At 44.1% G+C, this 26,708-nt stretch carries 22 protein-coding genes and 1 rRNA gene; 2 read left to right on the top strand and 21 right to left on the bottom strand.

Going from position 1 to position 26,708, the window contains the following annotated elements; translation table 11 throughout:
- Positions 1–47: 47 nt before the first annotated feature.
- Positions 48–2,198 carry a hypothetical protein gene (locus tag FDF36_RS10205; protein ID WP_220391270.1) on the bottom strand — a complete coding sequence of 717 codons (2,151 nt, stop codon included), beginning with the start codon at positions 2,196–2,198 and terminating at the stop codon, positions 48–50.
- A gap of 818 nt (positions 2,199–3,016) precedes the next feature.
- Between FDF36_RS10205 and dnaG the strand changes: the two genes are divergently transcribed.
- Positions 3,017–5,020, top strand: a complete 2,004-nt coding sequence (gene dnaG, locus FDF36_RS10200) for a DNA primase (protein ID WP_220391269.1) — start codon at positions 3,017–3,019, stop codon at positions 5,018–5,020.
- A gap of 134 nt (positions 5,021–5,154) precedes the next feature.
- Here the strand turns inward: dnaG and FDF36_RS10195 are convergent, their stop codons facing one another.
- The 19 genes from FDF36_RS10195 to FDF36_RS10105 all read right to left on the bottom strand — a co-directional run bounded on the left by FDF36_RS10195 (position 5,155) and on the right by FDF36_RS10105 (position 25,300).
- Positions 5,155–6,681 carry a sulfatase gene (locus FDF36_RS10195; protein ID WP_220391268.1) on the bottom strand — a complete coding sequence of 509 codons (1,527 nt, stop codon included), beginning with the start codon at positions 6,679–6,681 and terminating at the stop codon, positions 5,155–5,157.
- A 50-nt stretch (positions 6,682–6,731) separates the two neighbouring features.
- Positions 6,732–8,339, bottom strand: coding sequence for a RagB/SusD family nutrient uptake outer membrane protein (locus FDF36_RS10190; RefSeq protein ID WP_032538101.1), 1,608 nt, complete (start codon positions 8,337–8,339; stop codon positions 6,732–6,734).
- A 16-nt stretch (positions 8,340–8,355) separates the two neighbouring features.
- A complete protein-coding gene (locus FDF36_RS10185; protein WP_220391267.1) occupies positions 8,356–11,736 on the bottom strand; it encodes a TonB-dependent receptor in 3,381 nt (1,126 codons plus the stop codon).
- Positions 11,737–11,897: 161 nt separating this feature from the next.
- On the bottom strand, positions 11,898–12,833 hold the full coding sequence (locus tag FDF36_RS10180; RefSeq protein WP_220391266.1) for a FecR family protein: 936 nt from the start codon (positions 12,831–12,833) through the stop codon (positions 11,898–11,900).
- A 125-nt stretch (positions 12,834–12,958) separates the two neighbouring features.
- Complete coding sequence (locus tag FDF36_RS10175; RefSeq protein ID WP_005781604.1) at positions 12,959–13,531, bottom strand: RNA polymerase sigma-70 factor; 573 nt, start codon at positions 13,529–13,531, stop codon at positions 12,959–12,961.
- Between the two features lie 124 nt (positions 13,532–13,655).
- Complete coding sequence (folE, locus tag FDF36_RS10170; RefSeq protein WP_005821937.1) at positions 13,656–14,240, bottom strand: GTP cyclohydrolase I FolE; 585 nt, start codon at positions 14,238–14,240, stop codon at positions 13,656–13,658.
- A gap of 2 nt (positions 14,241–14,242) precedes the next feature.
- A complete protein-coding gene (locus tag FDF36_RS10165) occupies positions 14,243–14,692 on the bottom strand; it encodes an SPOR domain-containing protein (protein ID WP_220391265.1) in 450 nt (149 codons plus the stop codon).
- Between the two features lie 92 nt (positions 14,693–14,784).
- Positions 14,785–15,540 carry a triose-phosphate isomerase gene (gene tpiA / locus FDF36_RS10160; RefSeq protein ID WP_005781610.1) on the bottom strand — a complete coding sequence of 252 codons (756 nt, stop codon included), beginning with the start codon at positions 15,538–15,540 and terminating at the stop codon, positions 14,785–14,787.
- A gap of 40 nt (positions 15,541–15,580) precedes the next feature.
- On the bottom strand, positions 15,581–16,924 hold the full coding sequence (locus tag FDF36_RS10155) for a BT_3928 family protein (RefSeq protein ID WP_220391264.1): 1,344 nt from the start codon (positions 16,922–16,924) through the stop codon (positions 15,581–15,583).
- On the bottom strand, positions 16,914–17,456 hold the full coding sequence (locus FDF36_RS10150) for a DUF1599 domain-containing protein (RefSeq protein WP_032536753.1): 543 nt from the start codon (positions 17,454–17,456) through the stop codon (positions 16,914–16,916). The genes FDF36_RS10155 and FDF36_RS10150 overlap by 11 nt, the downstream gene beginning before the upstream one ends.
- Before the next feature lie 104 nt (positions 17,457–17,560).
- On the bottom strand, positions 17,561–18,442 hold the full coding sequence (locus FDF36_RS10145) for a M23 family metallopeptidase (RefSeq protein ID WP_220391263.1): 882 nt from the start codon (positions 18,440–18,442) through the stop codon (positions 17,561–17,563).
- A 23-nt stretch (positions 18,443–18,465) separates the two neighbouring features.
- On the bottom strand, positions 18,466–18,930 hold the full coding sequence (ndk, locus tag FDF36_RS10140; RefSeq protein ID WP_220391262.1) for a nucleoside-diphosphate kinase: 465 nt from the start codon (positions 18,928–18,930) through the stop codon (positions 18,466–18,468).
- Positions 18,931–19,148: 218 nt separating this feature from the next.
- Positions 19,149–21,245 (bottom strand): ATP-dependent DNA helicase RecG, encoded by a 2,097-nt coding sequence (gene recG, locus FDF36_RS10135; RefSeq protein WP_220391261.1) that lies wholly within the window; start codon positions 21,243–21,245, stop codon positions 19,149–19,151.
- Positions 21,245–21,907, bottom strand: coding sequence for a 2-C-methyl-D-erythritol 4-phosphate cytidylyltransferase (locus FDF36_RS10130; RefSeq protein WP_220391260.1), 663 nt, complete (start codon positions 21,905–21,907; stop codon positions 21,245–21,247). The genes recG and FDF36_RS10130 overlap by 1 nt, the downstream gene beginning before the upstream one ends.
- Before the next feature lie 4 nt (positions 21,908–21,911).
- Positions 21,912–22,463: a DJ-1 family glyoxalase III gene (locus FDF36_RS10125; RefSeq protein WP_005808664.1), complete on the bottom strand. Its 552-nt coding sequence runs from the start codon at positions 22,461–22,463 to the stop codon at positions 21,912–21,914.
- Positions 22,464–22,532: 69 nt separating this feature from the next.
- Complete coding sequence (locus tag FDF36_RS10120) at positions 22,533–23,375, bottom strand: cell envelope integrity TolA family protein (RefSeq protein WP_044299971.1); 843 nt, start codon at positions 23,373–23,375, stop codon at positions 22,533–22,535.
- Entirely contained in the window at positions 23,372–23,794 is a 423-nt protein-coding gene (locus FDF36_RS10115; RefSeq protein WP_005808668.1) for an ExbD/TolR family protein, read from the bottom strand. Before FDF36_RS10115 ends, FDF36_RS10120 begins: the two co-directional genes overlap by 4 nt.
- Before the next feature lie 70 nt (positions 23,795–23,864).
- Positions 23,865–24,587, bottom strand: coding sequence for a MotA/TolQ/ExbB proton channel family protein (locus FDF36_RS10110; RefSeq protein WP_220391259.1), 723 nt, complete (start codon positions 24,585–24,587; stop codon positions 23,865–23,867).
- Positions 24,587–25,300 carry a pyridoxine 5'-phosphate synthase gene (locus tag FDF36_RS10105; RefSeq protein WP_005821940.1) on the bottom strand — a complete coding sequence of 238 codons (714 nt, stop codon included), beginning with the start codon at positions 25,298–25,300 and terminating at the stop codon, positions 24,587–24,589. The genes FDF36_RS10110 and FDF36_RS10105 overlap by 1 nt, the downstream gene beginning before the upstream one ends.
- A 132-nt stretch (positions 25,301–25,432) precedes the next feature.
- On the opposite strand from FDF36_RS10105, the gene FDF36_RS10100 reads away from it, so the two are divergent.
- Positions 25,433–26,305 (top strand): NAD kinase, encoded by an 873-nt coding sequence (locus FDF36_RS10100; protein ID WP_005781629.1) that lies wholly within the window; start codon positions 25,433–25,435, stop codon positions 26,303–26,305.
- 277 nt (positions 26,306–26,582) lie between these two features.
- Here the strand turns inward: FDF36_RS10100 and rrf are convergent.
- Positions 26,583–26,693, bottom strand: a 5S ribosomal RNA gene (gene rrf / locus FDF36_RS10095).
- Positions 26,694–26,708: the final 15 nt, after the last annotated feature.

Here is a 26,708-nt window from a genome sequence, read left to right as displayed (position 1 = left end):
TGCGAATCAACAGTTGAATAGAGCAAACTACTACCTTTTTCAACCTTCTATTCTTCTTCATCCTCTTTCGGTCTTATTTTCCACGTTCCGGTGGCCTTGTCATAAAACTCGGTTGTGTATACATAGCCTTTTCCCTTATCGAAATGACTTTCATACCGTTCGAAAGGCACCCAATCTTTTTTATCAAAGTCCCATGTGTAGTGGGTTTCATCCGAATAATCGAAAGGCAAATCCATGCGCTTGACTTTTTTTGTATAACCGGCAAAAATATCAAATTCGTTTAGCGTATTATATCTTTCCTTTACCTTGATACTGTCTCCTTTGGTATATTCTATATCTGCCCAGTCGTTTTCCCATTTGTTTTTATCCCGGTTCCACTTAAGGGTGCTTTCCGATGTAGAGTCTGCCGCAGCATAGGATTTATATAAACGGTTAGGGATGCGCACCTCATTTTTCCAATAATAAGTGGTTTCTTGTTTCTCATTCGGAAGGTATGCAAACTCCGATGCCTTCTCCGGCATCCACTTGCTCTTCCAATAACGAAACGATTCCGACGTTTCTATAGGATAAGGTTCATAAACAGTTTTATTCTGTATGCTGTCATTCTCATCGTAAGAGATGGTATAATAAGTACGCTTCTCCCAATCTTTCTGATAATCATCGTCCCAAACATACTTCTTTTCGGATGTTATCTTCCCACTGGGAGAGTACGTCCATACAGTTTTATACTGCCCCACCCAATGGTCCTTACTCCAATCGTAACTTATCTCCGAAAGCACACGCCCCTTATCATCATAAGTCCACTCCATATTATCGCAGCCATTCCAACCCTCCCCGTAAGAGTTTTGATAGTATTGTGACTGGATTTTATTGCCCCATTCATCGTAATCATATACATACTTCGTCCATTGTTCCCAATCGTTTTTCTCTTCATCCCAATCATAAGAAAGAGTCAGGACAAGTCGGTCTTTCTCGTTATAGGTCTTCACATACTTTTCTTTGTCCTCCAATTCACCTTTATAATAGGAGTCTGTTTGTGACATGGCTACCTTTCCGGTAGGCGTATACTTCAACCGGGCAGTCCGCTGATTAACGAACTTTCCGGCTTCCTTGTTCCATAGATAATAATCAATTCTCTGTGTTCCGTCATCCGTATAAGTTACATCATACATCAACCCTCCGCCTCCAAGCATGCTCTTTATACTCTCCAATCCTGCCATGCTTTCCAAAGCTTCCGGGTTTATCACTTTGTGTACAGAGGTGCGTTGTCGGTTGTCATACTTATATTCGGCATGCAACACGGAAGCCGTGTCGGCAACCGAAACATCCACCCCGCAGATTCTTCCTTCGGAGTCCAGCCTGATGTTTTGCCGCATATAAGGGCGGTTATCTTTGTCTTCATACATATAGGTGTATTCACAACCGGAGCGGGAATATTTAATACATACATATTGCCTTTGCACGAGCAACTCATCTTTAAGTTCATCATCCTCCACGAGAATTCCTATCGTGCCATCGGCAGACTCTATCCTCTCACCTATTCTCCAATAAGATTCGGTCATTATCAAAACAGGCTTCTCTTTCTTATAGGTGATAGCACTTCTGCCTACAAGATTCAAAGTACCGTTAGTTGCCCTGTATGTCCGTGAGGAATCAGGCATATCGTTCACGTTCAAACAATTCACCACCGCAAAGGTATCGCATTTGGTAGTACCGAGATCCAAACGCATGGTAGTAGTAAATACACTATCCTTTCTTTCCGCCTCATCAAAATAATGCAGGCTTTTTGCCATCAACTTCGGATAGTCATTGTCATTTGTCAGCTTCTTGTGCTGCCACACCTGCTCTTCTTTCAGCCTACCATTGGCATAAATGTATTTTTTCTCCTGAAACGTTTCCCAATCGTTGTCATATTTATCCCACATGCCTATAACCACTTTTTCGGGTTTACCGTCCTGATTATTGACATGGTGAAGACGCAACACATGCCCTAATGCATAATAATCGATAGTTCCGTCTGCCTTATAGTGAGGATCGAGCAGGTTGGACAAATAGTGATAGCCCTCTGTCATTTGAAATATATCGGGAGCAAATTGAGCGCGTATAGCAGATACCGGAAGTACTGATAAAAGAACAAACAGTATCAGACTGCGAAACAGGAATAGGTTACGTAATTGGTTTGTTATTTTCTTCTGCATAAAGAATTATATTGTAGTTTGTACAAAGATAAATCTTTTTTAGAAAGGGCAAGAACCTGTTCTAATTTTCTTCAATGATAATCTTATCTCGACGATTTTAACTATTTCCCTGAATGCCTCTTGATGTCCCTAAGGTATACCGATCAGGAAGAAGCAAAATGTCAAAATGATAATAAGAAACGCTCAGTTTTCATTCTTTAGTCCCGAGGGAAAGGCAAGAAGGAAAAAACGGCTCTAATTCATTTTTCCTCCGATCCGATTGATCGCATTTATCGATATAAGAAGCATATTGAGCAGAAAAGAGCTCTTCCTGTATCATATTATCCACTCAGGAGTGACGAGAGTACCTTTCTGGCAGAAAAGGAAGTTCCGGGACGGGCAAGCAACCAGAGAGAAAAACAGGGAAAACCAGGATCTTAAACGGAACAATATATGTAATTATGAAAAACATATAGAGATATTTGAAAAAGAAGTAATCATTTTCGGAAAATGCTTACGTCTTTCGGAGCAAATGCAACCGTCTTTTTCGGAAAACAAAGGCTCTTTTCACCCCGGACAAAGGCTCTGTCCCCTCAAAAGCCCGGCTCTCCAACCGAAAAAGCCCGCCGATTTCCTTTTTCTTCCTCCCGTTGGATCAAAAACAATCGGGCATCCGCCAGACAAAAGCCTTATTGGCTGACTTTTTAATGCAAAACAATCCGTATTTGCGACATAAAGCAAATATCCGATAAATCGGCACGGCTTGCCGAATCCACTGAAAAGCCATTTGATTATCCAAGAAATATCACGTACATTTGCATCCGCAAGGAGATAAAACAATGATAGACCAGGCAACCATAGACCGTATACTCGATGCCGCACAAATCGTAGAAGTGGTTTCGGATTTCGTCACGCTGCGCAAACGCGGTGTGAACTACGTGGGACTTTGCCCTTTCCATAACGAGAAAACACCCTCGTTCAGCGTGTCTCCCTCAAAGGGACTTTGCAAATGCTTCAGTTGCGGTAAGGGCGGCAACGCGGTGCACTTTATCATGGAGCACGAACAGATGTCCTACCCCGAAGCACTCCGCTATCTGGCCAAGAAATATAATATAGAAATCAAGGAACGGGAGCTGACCAATGAAGAGAAAGAGGTGCAGAGCAACCGAGAAAGTATGTTCATTGTCAACAACTTCGCCCGCGACTATTTCCAGAACATCCTGAAAAACCACGTAGACGGACGCAGCATCGGACTGGCTTACTTCCGCCAGCGAGGCTTCCGTGATGATATTATCGACAAATTCCAACTGGGGTTCAGCACCGAAGGGCGTGACGCTCTGGCACAGGAGGCGATGCGCAAAGGCTTCAAAAAAGAGTTTCTCGTAAAGACGGGGCTTTGCTATGAGACGGATGACCATAAACTGCGTGACCGCTTCTGGGGACGCGTCATGTTCCCGGTCCACACGCTTTCGGGCAAAGTGGTTGCGTTCGGCGGGCGTGTGCTCAGTACGGAAAACAAGAAACTCGCCAAGTATGTTAACTCTCCGGAGTCGGAAATTTATCATAAAAGCAACGAACTTTACGGCATCTACTTTGCCAAACAGGCCATCGTAAAGCAGGACCGCTGCTTCCTTGTGGAAGGATATACAGACGTGATCTCGATGCACCAGTCGGGGGTGGAAAACGTAGTGGCCTCTTCCGGTACGTCCCTGACACCGGGACAGATCCGGCTGATTCACCGTTTCACCAACAATATCACCGTGCTCTATGACGGCGACATGGCGGGAATCAAAGCGTCGATCCGGGGTATAGACATGTTGCTCGAAGAGGGAATGAACATCAAAGTATGCCTCTTGCCCGACGGTGACGACCCGGACTCTTTTGCAAGGAAACACAACGCTACGGAATTCCAGAACTTTATACAGGAACACGAAACGGACTTTATACGTTTCAAGGCACAACTCCTGATGGAGGATGCGGGCAAAGATCCGATGAAACGGGCGGAACTGATAAACGACATCGTACGCAGCATCGCGGTCATTCCGGAAGCCATCGTCAGGGATGTTTATATCAAAGAGTGCGGACAGTTATTGCGGATAGAAGACAAACTGTTGGTTTCGGAAGTGGCCAAGCGCCGTGAACTTCAGGCCGAGAAAGGGAATAAACCGGCCGTCGCCAACCATGCTCCGGTACCGGAAGCAGGCGAGATACCCCCTCCATTTCCGCCGGAAGAGGCAGAAATCGATACCTACCAGTCGTTTATCCCCCAGGAGGGCAAAGAGGGACAGGAGTTCTACAAATACGAACGCCTTATCATCCAGATGATCATCCGCTACGGCGAAAGGGTGATGTGCAACCTAACGGATGAAGAGGGGAACGAAGTACCGGTCACAGTGGTGGAGTATGTCATCAACGACCTGAAAGAAGACGAACTGGCTTTCCATAACCCGCTGCACCGCCGTATCCTCTCGGAAGCCGCCGAACATATCCGCAAACAGGAGTTCGCCTCCGAACGTTTCTTTGTGGCGCACCCCGATCCGGCTATCAGCACAATAGCCACCGAACTGGCAAGCGACCGGTATCAACTGAGTAAATATCACTCGAAAACACAAAAGCTGGTAACGGACGAAGAGCGTTTGTACGAGATGGTCCCGATGCTGATGATCAACTTCAAGAATGCCATCGTGGCAGAAGAACTGAAACACATCATGTATGCGCTGCAAGATCCTGCGATAGCCAATGACAACGCTCAATGTGACGCCGTCATGCAACGGTATAAGGAGATGAAGGAAATACAGAACTTGATGGCCAAACGCCTGGGCGACCGGGTGGTGTTGCGCTGACCACATCCGGTTATGCACCGTCATCGCTTTCTTAAAGAAGCGGATACACATACAGTTTGTAACAAAAAAGAGGGTGCGTCGAAAAAATGTGAGTCTCGACACACCCTCTTGATGTATCAGTAAACCTTCACTTGTCAGAAGTAGACAAAGGGCTTCAGTTCATTTCCTTGCTTATCTACCGGATAAAGAGCTCCTTCCTTTACCAACTGATCAGACATTTTCCGGATCATCTCTTTACACTTATCGGGATACGCAGAAGATAGTTCATTCCTTTCTTCAGGATCATCCTTCAGATTGTAAAGCAGAGCCTTCGGTTGTTGCGGGGTCTCGGGAAGATAATAATAAATCAGTTTCCAGTCCCCCATACGATATGTCGTAAAGTAGTTGCCACGGTGAGCATGCGGAAAGTGCATCAAGAAAGACTCGGGACGCCTCCGGTTTACCTTACCGCTTAATTGCTTTTTGAGGTCGAATCCATCTATCGCATAGCCCTGAGGAGCTTTACATCCGGCCACGGCCAGCACTGTCGGATAAATATCCATTATTGTCCCCAACTGTGTCTGCATACCTCCCGCTTCAATCGGTAAACGCTTCTGCACTTTACTCTCTTTCTCAGGCTTTGCCCATCCCGCAATAAAAGGAACACGCATGCCTCCCTCGAACTCCGTACCTTTTTTCCCTCTCAACGGAGCAGAAGAGCCATATCCGCATTCATCGCCCAGAGGGGCGTCGCCACCATTATCTCCTAAAAAGAAGATCAAGGTATTTTCGGCAATTCCCAACTTCTCAAGTTGGTCCATAATATCCCCCAAGGATTTATCCATGCCTTCTATTAAAGTAGCAAACGCCCTTGCCTGTTCGCTCTTATCCGGATCGGTATACCGTGACAAAAAGCGTTTATCTGCCTGAAAAGGCGCATGGACCGCATAATGAGCCATATTCAGATAAAAAGGACGCTTTTCTTCTACCGCCTTGGTTATCTCCCGGTTCGCTTCTATCGTCAGAGCCTCACTTAGAAAGATGTCCGTCCCATGATACTTTTCCAGGTCGGGAACCGCCCTTGCCTTTTGCCCCTTGATATGCCCATATCCCCATTCGCCATAATAGCTGCCGGGATGTCCTATGCCGGAACCGGCGATATTTACATCAAAACCAAGATGCAGCGGATTCTCTCCTTCGCTACCCATACAACCAAAATGTGCCTTTCCGACATGGATGGTTTTATACCCGGCCTGCTGCAAAACTTTCGGCATAGTGGGCATATCTTCCCTGAGACCTTTCCAGTTCCATTCGGGTGGCCCGAAAGGAGTCCGGTTATTACTTTCGGCATTAATCCAGTTGGTGACACCGTGCCTTGTCGCATTTTGTCCGGTCATAATTGAAGCTCTGGAAGGGGAACTTACACTTTGCGCATAAAAAGTAGAAAAACAAATACCTTGTTTAGCCAGTCTTTCCATATTCGGAGTATGATACCAGTCATTCAGGGGATGGCGCGTCGGCTGCCCATTTTCATCTGTCAGAAAGGGGACGGAAGTATCCATCAGTCCCATATCATCAACCAGAAAAACAATAATATTCGGACGTTCCTGAGCCACTCCGCAAATGGAATATGCCAAGCCGCCTAACACACAAATTTCTTTAAAAGCTCGATTTGTTTTCATTACATACTTTTTTATTTATGGAATATATCCTCGATATCAGTCATCCGGCCTCACCACCCCGGGTTCTGCTCTAATGCCGGATTCAATGATACCTCACGAAGCGGCAATGGGAAGAGATAGTGTTTCGAAACATCAAATGTACGACTTTCAGCTTTCTGCACCAACAAAAAGCCGTTCTTATCCAAAGTTACGTCTTTTCCCGGTATAGTTGTCGGATAGAGCGCCGAGTCAAACTTCGCACCCAAGATGGCTACCGGTAATTCCGATTCGGCTGTTTTCCAGCGGATAATGTCATCGTAACGGAACGATTCGGCAGCCAGTTCCACCCTGCGTTCCCGGCGGATCTCTTCGCGCATGCTCAAACCGTGCTGTTCTACAAAAGCATTGGTCAAGGCAGGCAATTGGTCGGGATGACCTTCGAAACGGGCACGGAGCCGGTTGACGGAAAGGTTCAGGTCGGCATCCGAGATCTTATCTTCCAGTTCAAAACAGGCCTCAGCATAGATAAGCAACACTTCGGCATAACGAATCAGTATTTCATCAATCCGCGACTTCATATTCGAGTAAGATTCTTCGTCACCATACTTCTTGAACATGTATCCGGTACGTGTCTGGCTCGAAAGGTTGGGTACAAACGGTTTTCCCAAGAACGGATCTCCCGGTTTCCAAAGAGTAAGTGCCATACGCGGGTCGCGGTTCTCAAACTCCTTACCGGCAGGCAGATATTCTACTTTATAAGCAGACTTCTCCACAGGAAGCCCGTCTTTACAGAGAAATGCATCGGCCAGCACTTTGGTAGGGGTGTGAGAGGGATCGGCTATCGTAGCGCGGATACGGGAATTGTATGTATCAGCCTCAGCAGAATAACGATATGAAAGAATGTGCTCGTCTGAGTCTTCTCCGGGCAGCAGGAACAGATCGCGGTAATCTTTATACAAAGAATATTCTTTCGTGTCAATCAGCCGTTTACTGGCTTCTTTGGCTATCTGAAGATATTTCTTATACTCTCCGTCACCGTGGAACTTATTTCTCGTGCCGCAATAGAGCGCCACACGGGCAAGCATTGCCTGGGCGGCTCCCTTGGTCAGTCGTCCCACGTCGGTAGACAATTTGCTTTTCAGCGGAATGTGGGTCTCCGCAAATTCAAGGTCTTCGATGATACCTGCAATCACTTGTTCTTTAGGAGTGCGGGGGCCCATCAATTCTTCCGAGTCCATATCGAGCGTGCTCAGTACATAGGGAACATCGCCAAAACGCTTCACTAAATTAAAATAGAAATAGGCTCTGAAGAACCGGGCTTCACCGGCATAACGGTTCTTGACGGCATCCGAAACTTCGGCATTCTGATAATTCTCCAGAAAATTATTGGCATTCCGGATTTGCTTATACGCCGCAGTCCAGATAGCATCTGTATTGCCCGGACTCTGAGTTCCCGAACTGACTTGATTGCTCACGTTAGCAAAACCGTCCGCACTCTGGTTATCTAATGTATACGAACGATTCATATTCTGATAAAACACATTGGTGGCCAGTCTCAAATCGCTTTCCGACTTCCAGAAGCTGGCAGGTGAAAGATTGGTTTTAGGTTCCCGATCCAGGAAATCGCTACAGCCACACAATACGATTGCAGTCAGCAACCAAAGATATATAGTTTTCATCTTCATAATTCAAGAATTAAAATGTCACGTTTAGTCCAAATGAAAAGTTTCTCATGATAGGATATACATATCCGTCTACATTAGACAGCTCCGGATCGAAGTTATCGTTCAGTTTGCTATACTCACAAAGGTTATCGCCGCTAAAATAGACTCTCAAGCGCTGGATACCCCATGATTTGGTCAGTTTCGGATCTATCGTATATCCCAGTTGCAGATTTTTCAGACGTACGTAAGCCGCATTCTGCAACCAGTGGTCGGAAATCTGATAGTTATGATTGGCCCCGGCATAATAGCGCGGAAAGGCTGCATTCGGATTCTCCGGAGTCCAATAGTCATTGTGCATCTTATAGGAGAAGTTATTCCAAGTAGCATAATAGGGATTCATCACCTCACTCGACAAATAAAAATTTCTTTTGCCTACACCCTGGAACAGTATTCCCAGATCGAACCCTTTCCATGCCGCAGTCAGATTCAATCCAAAGGTGTACCGCGGAGTGGTGGTGCCCAGATATTCCAGATCGTTAGGAGCTGAAATCTTTCCATCTCCGTCTTTATCAACATACTTAATATCACCTACACCGGTAATAGATTTATTATAAGCAGCCGAATTCTTAACTTCCTCTTCAGACGTGAAATATCCGTCGGTGCGGTATCCGAAGATTGACCCCAGAGAATATCCCTGAACTTTCTGATTGACACCGGCCACAAATCCGTTATACTCCACTCCGTAATCGACGAGCTTATCTTTCTGATCGGATAAGTTGAAACGGGCACTATAGGAAAAGTCTTTAATCCGGTCTTGCCAGCCTACGGTCACTTCCCAACCCTTCACTTCAAGTTCTCCATAATTGCCGGTAGGCACATCGACTCCAATCACACTCGGAACCTCGACATTGACCAGCATGTCCTTGTTCCGTTTGATGAAATATTCTCCGGTCACTGTCAGACGGTTTCTGAGAAACGCCATGTCTACCGCAAAATTATTCATTTCTACCGTTTCCCAGGTTCTTGTCTCCGATGGTAGTTTGGAAATGACGGCCCACTGTCCGAGTTCCGACTTAAACGGATAGTACCCCTTAATATTATAACTGGCAATATGGTCATACATTCCTAACCCGTTCTGGTTTCCCAACTGTCCCCAGGAAACACGGAGCTTCAGGTTATCGAAAATGCGCTGATTCTTCATGAACTTCTCTTCCGTAATTCGCCAGCCGACCGAAGCGGAAGGAAATACGCCCCATCTGTGCTTTTTTGAAAAACGTGAAGAAGCGTCCGCACGGAAGTTGGCCTCAACCAGATATTTGGAAGCAAACGCATAATTCATACGCATGAATCCTGAAACCAATGCCCATTCATTTTCATCGGCACCATTCGACCATCCGTCCGTATCACCCAGATTAAGCGCAGGCAGTTCATTTCCTATGATATTGGTACGTTTTCCCTGAAGATCTTCATACAGATTCTCTTCTGCCGACCATCCTCCAAGAACATTAATATCGTGTTTTCCAAATACACCTTTGTATTCGGCAATCAGTTGCCCGGTCAGATATTGTCGATGGGAATTGTTCTGCGTTACAGAGTTCGGGCTTTTTTGTCCAAAAGCAGTCGAGATTAAACCTTCCACACCATATTTTCCATAAGCTCTACGCCATTCCTTTTTTTGTCCGTCAAGAATATTCGCACCTCCGACGGCCCGTAGAGAAAGACCTTTCACCGGTTTATACTCTAAAGTAAATACTCCTTCAATCCGTTGATTACGGGTACGCCCTTCACCGCCTTCTTTCAAGGCCTGAATCGGATTCAACTGCATTCGGTGGCGGGAATAATTCCCATTCGGATCATAAATAGGCATATTGGGACCAGCCTGTATAAAAGTGATATAAGGAATTGACCACGAACCTTCGGCAGCATGATAGAGGTTTACTCCCCGTGAATAGCTGATACGGCTATCAAACGACAGCTTGTTCTTTATTAATTCAACACTGATATTTGAGCGGAGATTAATACGGTCATAATTGTCAGGACCATATTCAGAAAACATTCCATTCTGATCAAGCCAGCCGATGGAAAAGAGATACTTCAAACGATCAGATGCTTTCGAAATAGTTAAGTTATGGGTCTGCTGAAAACTATGATCCATCATCAAACCAATCCAGTCCACATCCGAAGTATATATCCACTCTTTACCGTTAGGAATAGCAATGGTATTGGGATCTTTAATAGCATCAATTGCTTTCTGTGAAAAAGGAGCGGCCAATCCGGCATTGGCAAATGCAACGTTGGATAATGATGCATGATCCAATCCCGTATTGCTTTCAGGTAAACGCGTAGGAGAATTAAAAGAAAAATTACCGGTATACTCTACCTTCACCTTCTCCGAAGCCCCCTTTTTAGTAGTCACCAATACCACTCCCTCGGCAGCACGTGCACCATAAATAGCAGCAGAAGCGGCATCTTTCAATATTGAAATGGTTTCAATATCCTGTGGATTTACCACATTAATATCTCCCGGCATACCGTCGATAATCACTAAAGCACCGGCGCTATTGATGGAAGTGTTCCCACGTATCTTGAAAGAGGCAAACTCTCCGGGCTTTCCGGTACCCGAACTGACAGTCAGCCCCGATACTGTTCCCTGAAGTGCATCCGTGGCACTACGGATGGGACGGTTTTCAATGACATCCGACTCGATGGTCTCAACAGCACCTGTCAGGTTTACTTTCTTCTGCGTACCGTAACCCACGACAACAACTTCGTCCAGCAACTCGGCATCTTCTTTCATCTTTATCTTCAGAGTCTTGCCGGGAATCACTTTGACTTCTTGTTTGGCATATCCGATATACGAGATGACAAGTATGGCTCCCGGAGATACATCCAACGAAAAGCCGCCGTTGAGATCTGTTATAATTCCGTTGGTAGTGCCCTTCTCAAGTATACTGGCACCTATGATGGGCTCACCCGCCATGTCGGTAATCTTCCCTTTCACCGGAATTTTGTCTTCCTGCTGTACGATTATCGTATTCCGGGGACTGTGCTTGTCGGACAAGATGATGTGTGTTCCTTCCATCTCGTACAAGACTTGATTTCCAAGCAGCTGATTCAGGACCTCCGATACGGGTTTCTCTGAAACATGGATTGATGCGTGTCTTTTCACATCGACAGCATTCGAGTACATAAACAGGTAATCTGTCTGACGTTCTATCTCATTCAGTATTTCCTCTAAAGGGACATTCGTTTTTTTAATGGACACTCTTGCATTCTGAGAATTGACAGTACCTGCCATGGCACCGAATACACAAAAGAAAAGTAAGAATGTAGTGACTCTCATAGTTTTAAATAATGGTTTGATTGACGAATTTTTAGGTACATAAAAATCCGTGCAACGAGTATTTTTCATATCTTTGCTTTATAAATTCATTTAATATTTTTCTTTTTCAGGTAAAAGAAGAATGTTTCTCCTTTAGGCTGGTAGGTATTGCAGTACTTACCGGCCTTTTGTTTCAATCAGATTTAAGCGGTATTCTTCATAGGCAGTATTCTTATTAAAGGTTCAACAATTTATTTAATGGTAAATGTATTCTTCTCATCATCCCGGACGTACTTAAAGTTCACGTCCCTCTGCAAAACACGTAATGCATATTCTATTCCGTCGGACAAGCGGAACTTGACAGTAAGTACCGGATTGTCTACTTTGGCGGCATCAAATCCTATCCCGACACCATAATACTTTTCAAACTCTCGCAGTATTTCAGTAAACCGTTTACTCTTAAAACAAATCAGTCCTTCACGCCAACGGTAAGTATCAAAATCAGTAATTTTTTCGACAGTCATTTTGCCCCCTTTAAGTACGGCTTTGTACGAAGGACGCAGCGTTAACTGGGAATTGCCTGCTTTCACACGGACACTTCCCTCTATCAAGGCTGTCTCAAACTCCTTGGTACCCGAATAGGCTTCTACATAAAACCGGGTGCCGAGTACTTCAATCTGTTCTTTTTCGGAAGTATGTACCACAAAGGGTTTCTTTGCATCATGCGTTACCTCAAAATAGGCTTCGCCGTCTATCTCTACGTCACGTCTTTTATCTGCAAAGTTTTGCGGATACTCAATTCGGGTATTGGAGTTAAGCCAGACACGGCTACCGTCGGGAAGAGTGATGTTCGCCATCTGTCCCTTCAAAGTGCTGACCACACTTCTCGATTCTGTTTGGGAGGGTCGGTTAAGCCAAAAATACGTTGTCCCCAAGGCAATCAGCAGAACAGCCGCCACCTTCAGGCATTCAAAACCGATTCTACGGATCATCCGTCGTCGCCCGGCCTGCTTTTGGACAGAAACGGCCCGCTCCTTCAGAATAATCGTATCGAAGAATTTCCTCTCCCGAAGATATTCCTTCCAGTTTTCTTCAGAAGCTTCAATATACTGGCGGATCTTCTTTTCTTCTTCAGGACCGGCATCCCCGTTAAAGTAGCGATATAATATTTCTTTTTCTATTTTCATAGGTCTGTTTTTATCTGCATTCATCTTAATAACACGCAAACAGATTACCTCCCTAGTAAAAAAGTTCTTTTTTTATGGGCAGTACCTTCTTCAGATACCCGGAATACATTTTTCTGAATGTTTTTTTAAGTGAGGAAGTCATATAAGAAAGGGAACAAGACCAGATAGTCCTTCAGAGCTACACGAAGCTCTTTGGTGGCTTTGGAGATATGAAATTCAACGCCTTTTACAGTCATTCCCATTATCTCGGCTATTTCTTTGTGGGATTTATTTTCGTAACGGCTCAGAACAAAAATCCGGGCGGTATTGGCGGACAGACGGGAAATCACATGATCGATAATGTTCTGCACCTCTCCGGCAAATAAAGCACTGGGTTCACAGGCATCCAAAGTGGCGATACGATTGGACAACTCCCATTCTGAATGAGAACTGACGCGATCGGACACTTCATTGACCAATTGTAAATGGCGGAGATGATTAAGGCACTTATTCTTTACGACCGTAAGGACATAGGCAGAAGGATTGATCTCAGAAGAGATCTTAAGACGGTTTTCCCAATAGGACATTAAAGCCTCCATAACGATATCTTCGGCTACGATCTCGTCACGCGTATAAGTCCATGCAAACCGGATAAACCGTTGCTGATTCTCGGAAAAGAATTTATTGAACCGGATTAAGTCACTGGAATTGGAGGGCATACGCTGGAAATACAAATTAATTCATTCAGCGCAAAAATAAAAAACAAAAGCTATATAAACAAACTTAAATACTAATAAATTCAGCGCGATTGCCCCTATATACCAATAATATACTACACCAGACTTATCTCTGACGAATCAGATTCATAAACTCTTCGCGGGTTTTAGCCTGGTTGAAAGCACCTGTAAAATCGGAAGTAGTAGTTACAGAATTTTGTTTCTCAACACCACGCATCTGCATACACATGTGTTTGGCTTCAACGACAACCATCACTCCCAATGGATTGAGGGTTTCCTGAATGCACTCTTTAATCTGGAGCGTCATGCGCTCCTGCACTTGCAACCGGTGAGAGAAAATATCTACCACCCGGGCTATCTTGCTAAGTCCGGTGATATAACCGTTAGGAATATAAGCCACATGCGCTTTGCCGTAGAAAGGCAGCATGTGATGTTCGCAAAGAGAGAAGAAATCGATATCTTTCACAATCACCATCTGGCTGTATTCTTCCTGAAACTTAGCCGAACGAAGCACTTCATGCGGATCCATGTGATAACCTTTGGTCAGAGTCAACATAGCTTTAGCAACACGTTCGGGGGTCTTCAGTAAACCTTCCCGTTCGGCATCCTCACCTAAAAGAGTGATAATACTGCGATAATGCTTCTTTAAATCCTCCAAAGCCGGAGAGTTGATTTCTTCTTTTTCTAACATAATTACAGAGGGATATTGATTTGATCTTTAACAATAGAGACTTCCTTAAACACACCGGTTGCTTTCAGCTTGCGCATCATGGCATCAGCTTCTTCGATACTACGAAAATCGCCTACCCTGCACAACCAGCGTGGAGGATTGAAAGGGGTATAAACAGAAAGTTCCGGAAAATACTCCTTCACCCGAGAGCCTACGTTGTGCGCCTCGTTCTTGGCCTGACGAGTATTATTACCGGCATAAATCTGTATCCGATATCCGGAAGACTTGAGTATCTTCTGCTCACCGGTACTGAGAGGAACACTACCTAATAAAGCTGCAATACGCGGATCTTGATGAATGGTCACTTTCCCTTGCCCCGGCACGTTACGTTCCAGGCTCTTCACAATATTGCTTTGAGCCTGCACACCTGCCGCAAAAACCAATAGTAAAAACAGTAAGCTCAGTTTCTTCATAAGCTTGTCAATTGAGGAATGGAGAACTGAAAATTGAGAATGGATTGATTGACATAACCAACATCCCCAACTTCCAGTTCTTAATCTTTTAATTAATTGAATGCATCAATGATACCTTTGAAATCGGCAACCTTCAAAGCAGCACCACCGATCAAGCCACCGTCAACATCCGGGTTGGCAAACAGTTCTTTTGCATTAGAAGGTTTACAGCTACCACCGTAAAGGATAGAAGTGTTGTCGGCAATTTCTTTTCCATATTTTCCGGCTACAGCAGAACGGATAAATGCATGGATTTCCTGTGCCTGGTCAGGAGTAGCAGTTTTACCTGTACCGATAGCCCAAACCGGTTCGTAAGCCAAAACGATCTTAGCAAAGTCTTCTGCAGAAAGATCGAATACAGATTCTAACTGAGCAGCAACCACTTCGTTCTGTTTGTTAGCTTCGCGTTCTTCCAGAACTTCACCGATACAGAAAATAGGAGTCAAACCGTTAGCCAAAGCCAATTTCACTTTGTCTTTCAGGATTTCAACTGTTTCACCGTAGTAAGCACGACGTTCTGAGTGACCCAGGATGACATATTTAGCACCTGTAGAAGCAACCATAGCGGCTGAAACTTCACCTGTGTAAGCACCTGATTCTTTATCAGCGCAGTTTTCAGCACCAACACCAATCTTGGCAGCATCTACAAGAGGAGTTACAGAAGCAAGGTGGATAAACGGAGTACAGATGATAACATCACAGTTAGGCTTTTCGTTAGCCAATGCTTCATTCAGTTCTTTTGCAAGAGCAATACCCTCCTGGAGGGTTTTGTTCATTTTCCAGTTTCCTGCAACAATGTTTTTTCTCATTTTGTTTTTTATTAAAAGGGTTAATAAATTTACGATTCAATTATTCATTCTTCTGCGTTTCAGAAGAGACTTGTGAATTTCCGGCAGCTTTGTCAGCAGCTTTTTTACGTTTCTTTTCAAGACGCTTCACAACCAGAATATCAACTCCCAAAACCATCAATAAAGGGATAGCAAACCAAAGGAGTACATAACCGATAGTATGCACATCGCTCTCTTGTTTCTGTTTTCCCAGTTCAAGGTTTTCCAGTTTGTCAGTCAGGGCATATTCATCAGGCAATTCACTATCACTCCATTTATTTAAAATGGTACCTTCTTTAATCAGCATCAGTCCCGGATTGGAACGTATCATCGTTTTCAACGTAATATCATCCATCAGGCAGAACGGATATTCCGCTCCGGTTTTATCTTTCCATTGTTCTATCTGATAATCCAGCGAAGAGGTCAGGCAGTAAAAGCCATAACCATGCTCTACCGCATAATCATAAATCTCATTTATCAGATCGATGTTACTGTCATCTGCCTCTTCAATCCGATGGGCTACCAATAAGAATGTATAGTTTTTATCTGCCAGTACTTTATCTGTAATATCTTCACCCGTTTCAAGATTAGTCATCGAAAAATCATGGATAGATGGTTCATAACCTTTCTCTTTCACAATGGTCCGTGTTTCAATGAATTTCCAGGTACTATCGGGATAATTTTCCAACGAGAACTCTTTCTTTTCACCATTCTTCTCCAACACGAAAACACTCTCGTAAACCGTCGGCTTTGCCCCTGCCGGGATACTCATGTTTTCCGGAATATTCTTCCCTATCTTATAAGGACGAAAATCCAGTATCGGCAAGTTGCCCAGACAATAGAACGAAAGCGCAAACACAAACAGGAAAGTATATAGAGATACGAGCCATTCCATCTTAGCACTGATAAAACGGATCATCTGATGCTTCCACCGGAAAACGGAAATTGCCGCAATCAGCAGAATAACATTTTTCCAAAATGTTTGCCAGTTTGTCAATACCCAGGCGTCACCGAAACAACCACAATCGGATACCGGATTAGCCAATGCCAAATACAGAGTAAGAGGAGTCATACAGATCATCAGCAACAAAGCCAACCAGGTAGCGGTTGTTTTCCGGATACCAAAAAACAGAAACACACCTACCGAAAACTCGACAGCTGACAAAACAATACCCGCCAACAAAGGAAAAAAGGCCGGAAACCACGTTCCCATCCCGAAAGCATCCAGATAATCTTGTATCTTATATTCCGATCCCAACGGATCGACTGCTTTCACGAATCCTGAAAAGATAAACACCCCTGCCAGCACGAAGCGGCACAGATTGGTCCATACTTTCTGAATAATATGTAGCTCCTTATCCTTCAAATTCTATCTTAATCAATCCGAAAACAGAATAGTTAATCATATCCATGTAATTAGCGTCAATGCCCTCTGATACCAATGTCTGACCGGCAAGACTCTCTATCTGCTTGGTACGATAAATCTTCATCAGTATCAAATCAGTATACGAGCTAACGCGCATACTGCGCCATGCCTCATCATAATCATGATTCTTGGCAAGCATCAATTCCAATGCTTCCTTTGCATACTTATCGTACAAAGCCAATGCTTCATCTACTGTTATATCAGCCGACTCTGCATATCCGAGTTCCAATTGTATCAACCCGATAATACCATAGTTGACAATAGCAATAAACTCGGAACGGATTCCTTCGTCGACAAGAGTCACCCCTTTTACTTCAATACTACGAATACGGTTGGCTTTGATAAATATCTGATCTGTTACGGAAGCAGGACGCAGAATACGCCATGCAGGACCGTAATCATGCAGTTTCTTAGAGAATAGGTCACGGCATAATGCTATGACATGTTCAAATTGTTGCCTGGTATCTTTCATTTCCTTACAAATAGTGTGCAAAGGTAACAATAATTAAAGAAAAATGAAAAGAGGGCACTCTAAATTATATTAAAGTGCCCTCTTCCGTCTATGTAGTATAACTATTATGAACAGCGCAATACTTGACCCGGACGAAGTGTTGTCTTCGTGGTAATACGGTTCAACTTGCAAAGTGTGCTAACTGAAACACCGCGCAGTTTAGCGATTCTGGACAAACTGTCGCCTTTCTTAACCTTGTAATATCTGATTTCGCCGTCCGATGCTATATTAGTATCATGTGAACCGGCTTTGTTACGTTCGTAACCTCTTGTTTTTCTGAATGTATATGTATCGGCAACGATATCCTGTTTCGGGAAGTCGAACATTAATGCAGGATTGATGGCAATACCCAGGAAACGGGTCTCAAAATGCAAGTGAGATCCCGTTGAACGTCCGGTATTTCCTCCCAATGCAATGGGTTCACCGGCTTTTACCAATTGGTTCTCTTCTACAAGCTGTTTGGATAAGTGACCATATACGGTTTCCAGTCCATTGTCGTGACGAATAACGACATATTTACCATAACCTCTACGTTCATACTTCACAATACGCACCTTTCCGTCGAAAGCAGCTACAATGGTATCTCCAATGTTCACTTTGATGTCGAGTCCATTATGCATTCTTCTCCAACGTGGCCCGAATGGAGAAGTGATGCGGGTACTGGGAGTAGGCATGTGGAAACCAGTGAGATCGATTGTATAGGAATCGGGAATTACAGCATCCTTTCCGTAAGCATGTACGTACTGGTTGTTCCAATTAGGATACAGACTCAGTGCAGGATATTCAGACTGTTCCGCACGAATCTGTTTCTGCAATGCTAATGAATCTACACTTTTTAATTTTCTGTCAATCGGTGCCTGACGGGCAATCAAATCCTGAGAAAAGGAATTCAGGCTGATCATAGCCGCAGCGGCAATCATTACTGTTTTAATGCAATTGAAATTCATTCGTCTTATTTAATTCAATTCAGTCAATATTCGTCATTTGCATACAGGTAGTCGAAAGTAGCCTGTCTGTAATCGAATATTTCTTCCGGTTTAAAGAATCTGTTTAATTCAATAACTGCGGTTTCCGGCGAATCAGAGGTATGAACAATGTTTTCTTGAAAACTCATACTATAATCTCCGCGAATGGTCCCCGGTGCCGCCAGACGTCCGTTAGTTGGTCCTGCCAATGTACGAACGGCTTGAATAGCATCCACACCTTCAAAACAACAAACGATAACGGGAGCCGTCATCATAGAATCTTTCACTCGCTGAAAGAATGGTTTCGAACTAAGATGTGAATAATGCTCACTTAACACTTCATCTGTCAACTGCACCATTTTCATTCCTGCCAAACGCAATCCTTTACGCTCAAAACGACGAGTAATCTCGCCAACCAATCCTCGCTGAAGAGTACAAGGTTTCAGAATGACCAATGTTTTTTCCATCATAACGTACAGTTTCAAAAGGTTAAAGTGCTCATTTATTTTAAAATTCCTCCAAAGATAGCATTTCTAAGCGAAACGGCAGGTATCCTCTTAACTATTTTTCATAAAGACAAATAGCAGAATTAAAGAAATATTTCTCTAAACCTCCATAAACAGAGGGAATAAAGAGAAATATGTTATGCAACATGTTTATGTAAAAAAGCTACATGTTTAACCGTTTTTCAGCTAATGGCAGCCCAGTTAACATTCGTCTTGCGCAATGCTTTCAGCTGCCGCCATAGAATTTCATTCTCCGGCAACACGCCGCCCGGATCGGCATCCGTTATTTCTTCTGCAATATTACGCACGTATTGCAAGAGTTGACCGTCACGGGCAATATCCGCAATCTTTAAGTCGAAAGCAATACCACTTTGCTGTGTACCCTCCAGGTCACCTGGACCCCGGAGTTTAAGATCGGCTTCGGCTATTTCAAATCCGTCATTGGTACGTACCATTATTTCTAGACGTTTCCGGGTCTCTTCAGTCAGCTTATAGGTGGTGACCAGAATGCAATATGATTGGTCGGCTCCACGCCCTACCCGGCCACGCAACTGATGTAACTGTGAAAGTCCGAAGCGTTCGGCATTTTCGATAATCATCACCGAAGCGTTAGGCACATTCACTCCTACTTCAATCACTGTAGTAGCTACCATAATCTGCGCTTCACCCGAAATAAAAAGTTGCATCTGCGCATCTTTCTCGGCAGGTTTCATTTTGCCATGCACTTTACAAACCTTACAGTCGGGAAACTCCTCACAAATCTGCAAATACCCTTCTTCAAGATTTTTCAAATCAATCTTTTCACTCTCCTTAATCAAGGGGTATACAATATAAATCTGGCGCCCTTCTTCGATTTGTTTACGCACCGAACGATATAAACTTTCTCTCCGGTTATCAAACTGGTGAATAGTAGAGATCGGCTTACGTCCGGGAGGCAATTCATCTATGACAGAGACATCCAAATCACCATAAAGTGTCATTGCCAGCGTACGTGGAATCGGAGTAGCAGTCATAACCAATACATGGGGCGGCTGAATACTCTTGCTCCACAGTCTGGCACGCTGTGCCACACCAAAGCGGTGTTGTTCGTCAATTACGGCCAATCCTAAAGAAGCAAAATTTACAGTATCTTCAATAACGGCGTGAGTACCGATCAATATATGTACATCTCCGGTCAGGAGTCCCGCAAGGATAGCTTCCCGTTTCTTTCCTTTCACCGAACCTGTCAGGAGTTCCACCCGCACATCCATTCCAAACAACAACTCTTTGACCGTATCATAATGTTGGTTAGCCAAAATCTCAGTAGGTGCCATCATACAAGCCTGAAAACCATTATCAAGGGCAATCAGCATACTCATCAAGGCCACCAGTGTTTTCCCACTTCCCACATCCCCCTGCAACAGACGATTCATTTGCTTTCCGCAACCGATGTCCTGCCGGATTTCTCTCAAAACCCGCTTTTGAGCCCCGGTCAGTTCGAAAGGAAGATTCTTAGAATAAAATGTATTGAAGATTTCACCGACTGTTTCGAAAACATAACCGCGGTATTTACGTTGCCGGTCTTTGGCATATCTCAGAATATTGAGCTGTACATAAAAGAGCTCTTCGAACTTAAGACGATATTCCGCCTTCCTCAACAGCTCCGGATTAGAAGGAAAATGAATATTCCGTAAAGCTTCCGTTAAAGGCATCAGATGATGGTCGGCAATTAGTTTAGGTGAAAGTGTCTCGGGCAAAGGCTCCTGAATCTGTCCGATAATGGTTGCCATCATCTTTTCAATGGCATGGGAGTTGAGAAAGCTACGTTTCATCTTCTCCGTTGTATTATAATAAGGTTGGAGTCCCATTGATGACAATTTCAAATCAGCGGGATTATCTATATCGGGATGGGCTACGTTAATTCTTCCGTTAAACACGGTCGGCTTACCAAAGATAATATATTCTTCGTGAAGTTTATACTTACCTGTGACATACTTTATACCCTGAAACCACACGAGGTCAACGACTCCTGTACCATCCGAGAAATGTGCTAATAATCTTCTCTGCCGCCCTTCACCAAAAGTTTCAAAGCCAAGTATCTTTCCCTTCAACTGTATATACGGCATATTACCATCTATTTCATGAATGTAATAGATGCGACTCCGGTCTACATATTTATAAGGAAAATAATAGAGCAGATCATGCAATGAATAAATCTCCAACTCTTTATTCAGAACCGCAGCTTTTTGCGGACCAACACCGGATAAGTACTTTATGTCTCGTGTAGCTAAATCGAACATTACAACAAGGCTGAAGCTACTTTCAAATCAAATGGAGTAGTTATTTTTATATTTTCACGGTTTCCCTCCACCAGATGGACAGGAACTCCCATAGCCTCTACCACGGAGGCATCATCAGTAAAAAAGGGAGTAAACTCTTGTTCATAAGCTCTTCTCAGTAAATCGGCATCGAATACCTGGGGAGTTTGAACCAGTTTATAATCATTACGGTTTACAGTCTCACTGCCTGATCCTGTGAGATGGCGCACGGTTTCTACAACATCGATGGCAGGAATTACGGCTTTTCGCACAGCAGCTTCCCGGAAACAACGGGCAATCACTTCCTGCGATACGAAAGGACGAACACCGTCATGCACCCCCACCATACCACCGATACCGTTTATCAAAGCCAATCCGTTTTTAACCGAGTGGAAACGGGTTTCACCTCCATCGGCAATTTCATGCCTGATGTTAAATCCATGCGTTTCACACAGTTCCCGCCAAAACCCCTGCTGTTCCCGGGGCAATACGAGAATAAGCTGCATTCTCTTATCGAATCGATGAAAAGCTTCCAACGTATGCATCAATACAGGCTTTCCGCCAATGGGAAGAAACTGTTTGGGAAGTTCACTTCCCATGCGGAGTCCCTTCCCCCCGGCTACAATCAAAGCAGTCCGATACATAGGCTTAACGTCTTACGCACATGGCCTCTACCAGCTCGTTTACTTTTTCCTTGCCTAACAATGTATCTACAATAGTCAATGCAAATTCCATCGCAGCACCCGGTCCCATACCGGTAATGATGTTACCATCTCTGACAACCGGCTCGTTAGTACACTCCGCACCTTCCAGGTACTGTTCGAAGCTGGGATAACAGGTTACTCTGCGACCTCTCAGAAGTCCCAGTTTTCCAAGTACCATCGGGGCGGCACAAATAGCGGCAATAGGCTTGTTTTTCTCCGCAAAGCTAAGAATTAACTTACGCAACCCTTCATGTTTGTCCAGAGTGGCAGCACCCGGCATTCCTCCCGGCAAAAACAGCAACTCAGCATCAAAGAAATCACAATTCTCAAAATTCTTATCGCAAAGCACAGATACATCATGCGCACCGACTACAATCTCGTCTGGCGTAACAGATACAATTTCTACATCTAAACCAGCGCGTCTCAATGTATCAATTGTAGTAAGCGCTTCAATTTCTTCAAATCCGTCTGCGAAAAATGCATAAACTGTTCCCATAATCTATATCATTTAGATGTTATAAACTCAAAGCCCACCTTTCTAAAAACACGGTACTTTAAGCATTAATTATTTCAAATTAAAATAATAAGTAATCGTTCCTGTCTGGTTGTTCACTCCGTTTACGGCATTAAAACGTGCTTTTTTAGCCGCATCTTCAGCAGCTTTACGCAAAGTCGAATTTACCGTGTTAGTCAATCGGTTGATACTGGTAGCAATCACATGACCAGCTGGATTCACGGTAATAGAAACAACTACTCGCCCCTCTTCCTGAACGTTGTATACGGGACGGGGCAAACCTCCCTCTCCTATAGAACGTCCGCCAAGATTAAATGTTCCATATCCCCCGACTCCGGACTTTGCCCCGGTCGACGAATTGCCATCTTTACTTCCTTCTACTCCTTCACCCGAAGTAGCACTACCTTTGCTTCCCCCCATCTGCGAGCCTTTACCAAAGGCACCAGCTACTCGTTTACTGGCAGCTTCTGCAGCGGCCTTGCGCTCACGCTCTGCCCTTTCTTCAGCAAGTTTTTTAGCTTCGGCAGCCTTTTCTTCGGCTGTTTTTTCAGGCTTCTTCTCTACTTTCAGCTTCTCCTTCTTAGGCTCGACCTTGGGTTTTATAGCAACCGTTTCTTCTTCGGTCTGCGTAATCATTTCCTGTTCGGCTTCCACTTCGGGTACGGGTTGCGGAGCTGGCACTTCTTCAGGCATTACTTCCACGTCCACCATAGTGGAGGGATCATAATTTCCATAAGCCGCATCCACATTTCCCATCATCACCGGTACACCGCCGGCTTCTTCGTCCGGACGTGGAACAGCAAAACTTACCAGAATCAAAAGAGCGATAATAGCCACATGCACCAACAATGCACCCAACGCCCCTATATATTCACTCTTTCTTTTTATGTTCATTTCTTCCTTGTTTCCGGCGGGCGGGTAGCCAGCACCATTTTAAAATGATTCTCATTCGCGATATTCAGCACCTTAACGATCTCACGGTAAGGCACAGTTTCATCCGCATAGAGAGCAACATACATCTCAGGTTCTTTATCCGCACAGCTTTGCAGGAATGGAGTCAATTCCTCCAAGCCTAAAGCATGCTCTTTTTCATTACCGAACGCTGCATAATAGTTCAAGTCCTTATCAATGATAACTCTTGTCAACGGTTTAGCCGAAGTTTGCTGTTTGCCCTGTGGCAATAACACTTTAATCGCATTGGGCGACACAACAGTTGAAGTTATCATAAAAAAGATAAGCAACAGGAATATGACGTCCGTCATAGATGCCATACTAAAGTTGGGTGATATTTTTGCTCGACGCTTTAATGCCATAAAATAATTCTTCAATATGCCAATATGTCAATGTGCCAATTGGCTACGCACTCTATTTTATCTCAGCACCTTATTTCTGTGCAGGTTCATTAAGCAGGTCCATAAACTCCATGGTTCTGGACTCCATCTTATTAACCACTCTGTCTACCAGCATCACCAGATAGTTGTAAGCAAACATAGCAATAATACCGACAATCAGACCACCTACGGTAGTAATCATAGCCTCATAAATACCTCCTGAAAGCAGTGTGATATCAATATTACCGCTTCCGGCATTTGCCATTTCATAAAAAGCCCGCACCATACCGGTTACTGTACCCAGGAAACCGAGCATCGGAGCACCACCTGAAATAGTAGCCATCACAGTCAGCCCTTTTTCCAACTTAGCCACCTCAATATTTCCCACATTCTCAATAGCAACCTGTACGTCATTCACCGGACGTCCCAGACGGCTAATCCCTTTTTCGATCATACGGGCGGAAGGGGTATTCATCGTTCGGCAATAATTAATAGCCGACTTAATCTCACCACTATGAATATAGTCTTTGATCTTCTCCATAAACATCGGATCTTCCTTACCGGCTTTTCGGATCACATAGTTACGTTCAAACAGGATGTAGAAACAAACTACAGACAGTACTCCCAAAACAATCATAATCCATCCACCCTTAATAGCCATATCAAGCATATTCATTTCAGCCGGAGCAGATACAGGAGTCAGTACAGGGTTGGCCGATGCAACGGAATCAGCCAGGTTGATAGCCACTTGGGCTAATAGTAGCATTGCATTCATTAGCGAAGACAGTTTTTATATTCCTGAATGGTACGTTCCAATCCCAGATACAGCGCATCACTTATTAAAGCATGACCGATAGAGACCTCGTCCAGCCAGGGTATGTTTTTATAAAAGTAATTCAGATTCAATAAACTCAAGTCGTGACCGGCGTTCAGACCAATTCCCAACCGGCGGGCCACTTTAGCAGCTTCAACAAAAGGAGCAACAGCCACTGCCGGATCTTTCGGATAAGCAGTAGCATAAGGTTCGGTATATAGCTCTACACGGTCGGCACCTGCTTTTGCCGCATACTCAATCATTTCCGCATCGGCTGCCACAAATACAGATGTACGGATACCTGCCCCGTTAAACTCGTCCAAAACTTCCGTCAGAAAATCAAAATTAGCCTTTGTATCCCATCCTGAATTAGAAGTTATCTGAGAAGGATCGTCCGGCACTAAAGTCACCTGATGAGGTTTCACCTTCAACACCAAATCAATAAACTCCGGAGAAGGATATCCTTCAATATTAAATTCAGTCCGAAGCAACGGACGCAAATCATACACATCCGAACGACGGATATGACGTTCATCCGGACGTGGGTGAACCGTTATGCCGTCAGCACCGAAACTCTCACAATCCAACGCCACCTTAACCACGTTCGGAACATTTCCCCCACGGGCATTCCGAAGGGTAGCCACTTTGTTTATGTTCACACTTAATTTAGTCATAGTTCTATGTCTTAATATAATACGGACCTTTTACCCATATGTTTTGCGCAAAAGTACAAATATTAGCGATAAGATAACAGCAATACCGAAAAAAAATCCCAAATTTGCGACACACTAGAAACTTTTATCAACATGAAATTTGCCATTTTCGGAAATACATACCAAGCCAAGAAGTCTTCACATGCTGCTACTTTGTTCAATTTGCTCGAAAAACATGGAGCAGAAATCTGTGTATGCAGAGAATTTCATCGTTTCCTGAAATCCGACTTAAAACTGAACGTCAAGGCGGATAATTTGTTCGATGAAGACTATTTTGATGCAGACATGGTGATCAGTATCGGCGGAGATGGTACTTTTCTAAAAGCGGCACGACGGGTAGGTAACAAAGGAATCCCTATTTTGGGTATCAATACCGGACGATTAGGATTCTTAGCAGATGTATCCCCGGAAGAAATGGAAGAAACGATTGAAGAAATCTACCAGAACCATTATACAGTTGAAGAACGGAGTGTACTCCAATTGCTTTGTGACGACAAACATTTGCAAGATTCACCTTATGCGCTCAATGAAATAGCCGTATTAAAACGGGACAGTTCATCCATGATCAGTATCCGTACTGCTATTAACGGAGCACACCTCACGACTTACCAGGCTGACGGGCTCATTATCGCCACTCCAACAGGTTCCACTGCATATTCATTAAGCGTAGGTGGTCCTATCATTGTTCCCCACTCCAAAACCATCGCAATTACTCCGGTTGCTCCACACAGTTTAAACGTAAGGCCTATAGTGATCTGTGATGACTGGGAAATCACTTTAGATGTAGAAAGTCGTAGCCACAATTTCCTGGTTGCAATTGACGGCAGTAGCGAAACCTGTAAGGAAACAACCCGCCTCACAATCCGGAGAGCTGACTATAGCATTAAAGTAGTAAAACGCTTTAATCACATCTTTTTCGACACTCTTCGCACTAAAATGATGTGGGGAGCTGACAGCAGAGTATAATATTTCATTTATCACTAATAACAGGGAGGCTTTTCTCATAGCCTCCTTGACTTTCGCCATTAGGGTTCTGTCCCACACAGCTTCTTTTAACCAGAAACATTCCGAATAAAGCTGATAAAATGATTGACAGGGGATGTTGTTTATCCGGAAGAGTAAAGTTCTTTATTTATAAACGAGTGCATCAGTTCGGTTGTTATCCTCCCTCCTTCTTTTCCTACGTCTATAAACAAGTCATCCCCTCGTGTCTTCTGACCCAAGGGGATGAACTCTCTGAAAAAAACGGCGACTACCTACTCTCCCACTGTTACGCAGTACCATCGGCGTGATCAGGCTTAACTTCTCTGTTCGGAATGGGAAGAGGTGGAACCCTGATGCTATAGTCACCTGAATAAGGCAGACATAA

It is taken from the genome of Bacteroides fragilis (assembly GCF_019583405.1).
GTDB classification, from domain to species: Bacteria; Bacteroidota; Bacteroidia; order Bacteroidales; family Bacteroidaceae; genus Bacteroides; species Bacteroides fragilis_B.
The sequence above is the reverse complement of the archived record's forward strand: the minus strand, read 5'-3'. Positions and strand labels throughout refer to the sequence as shown.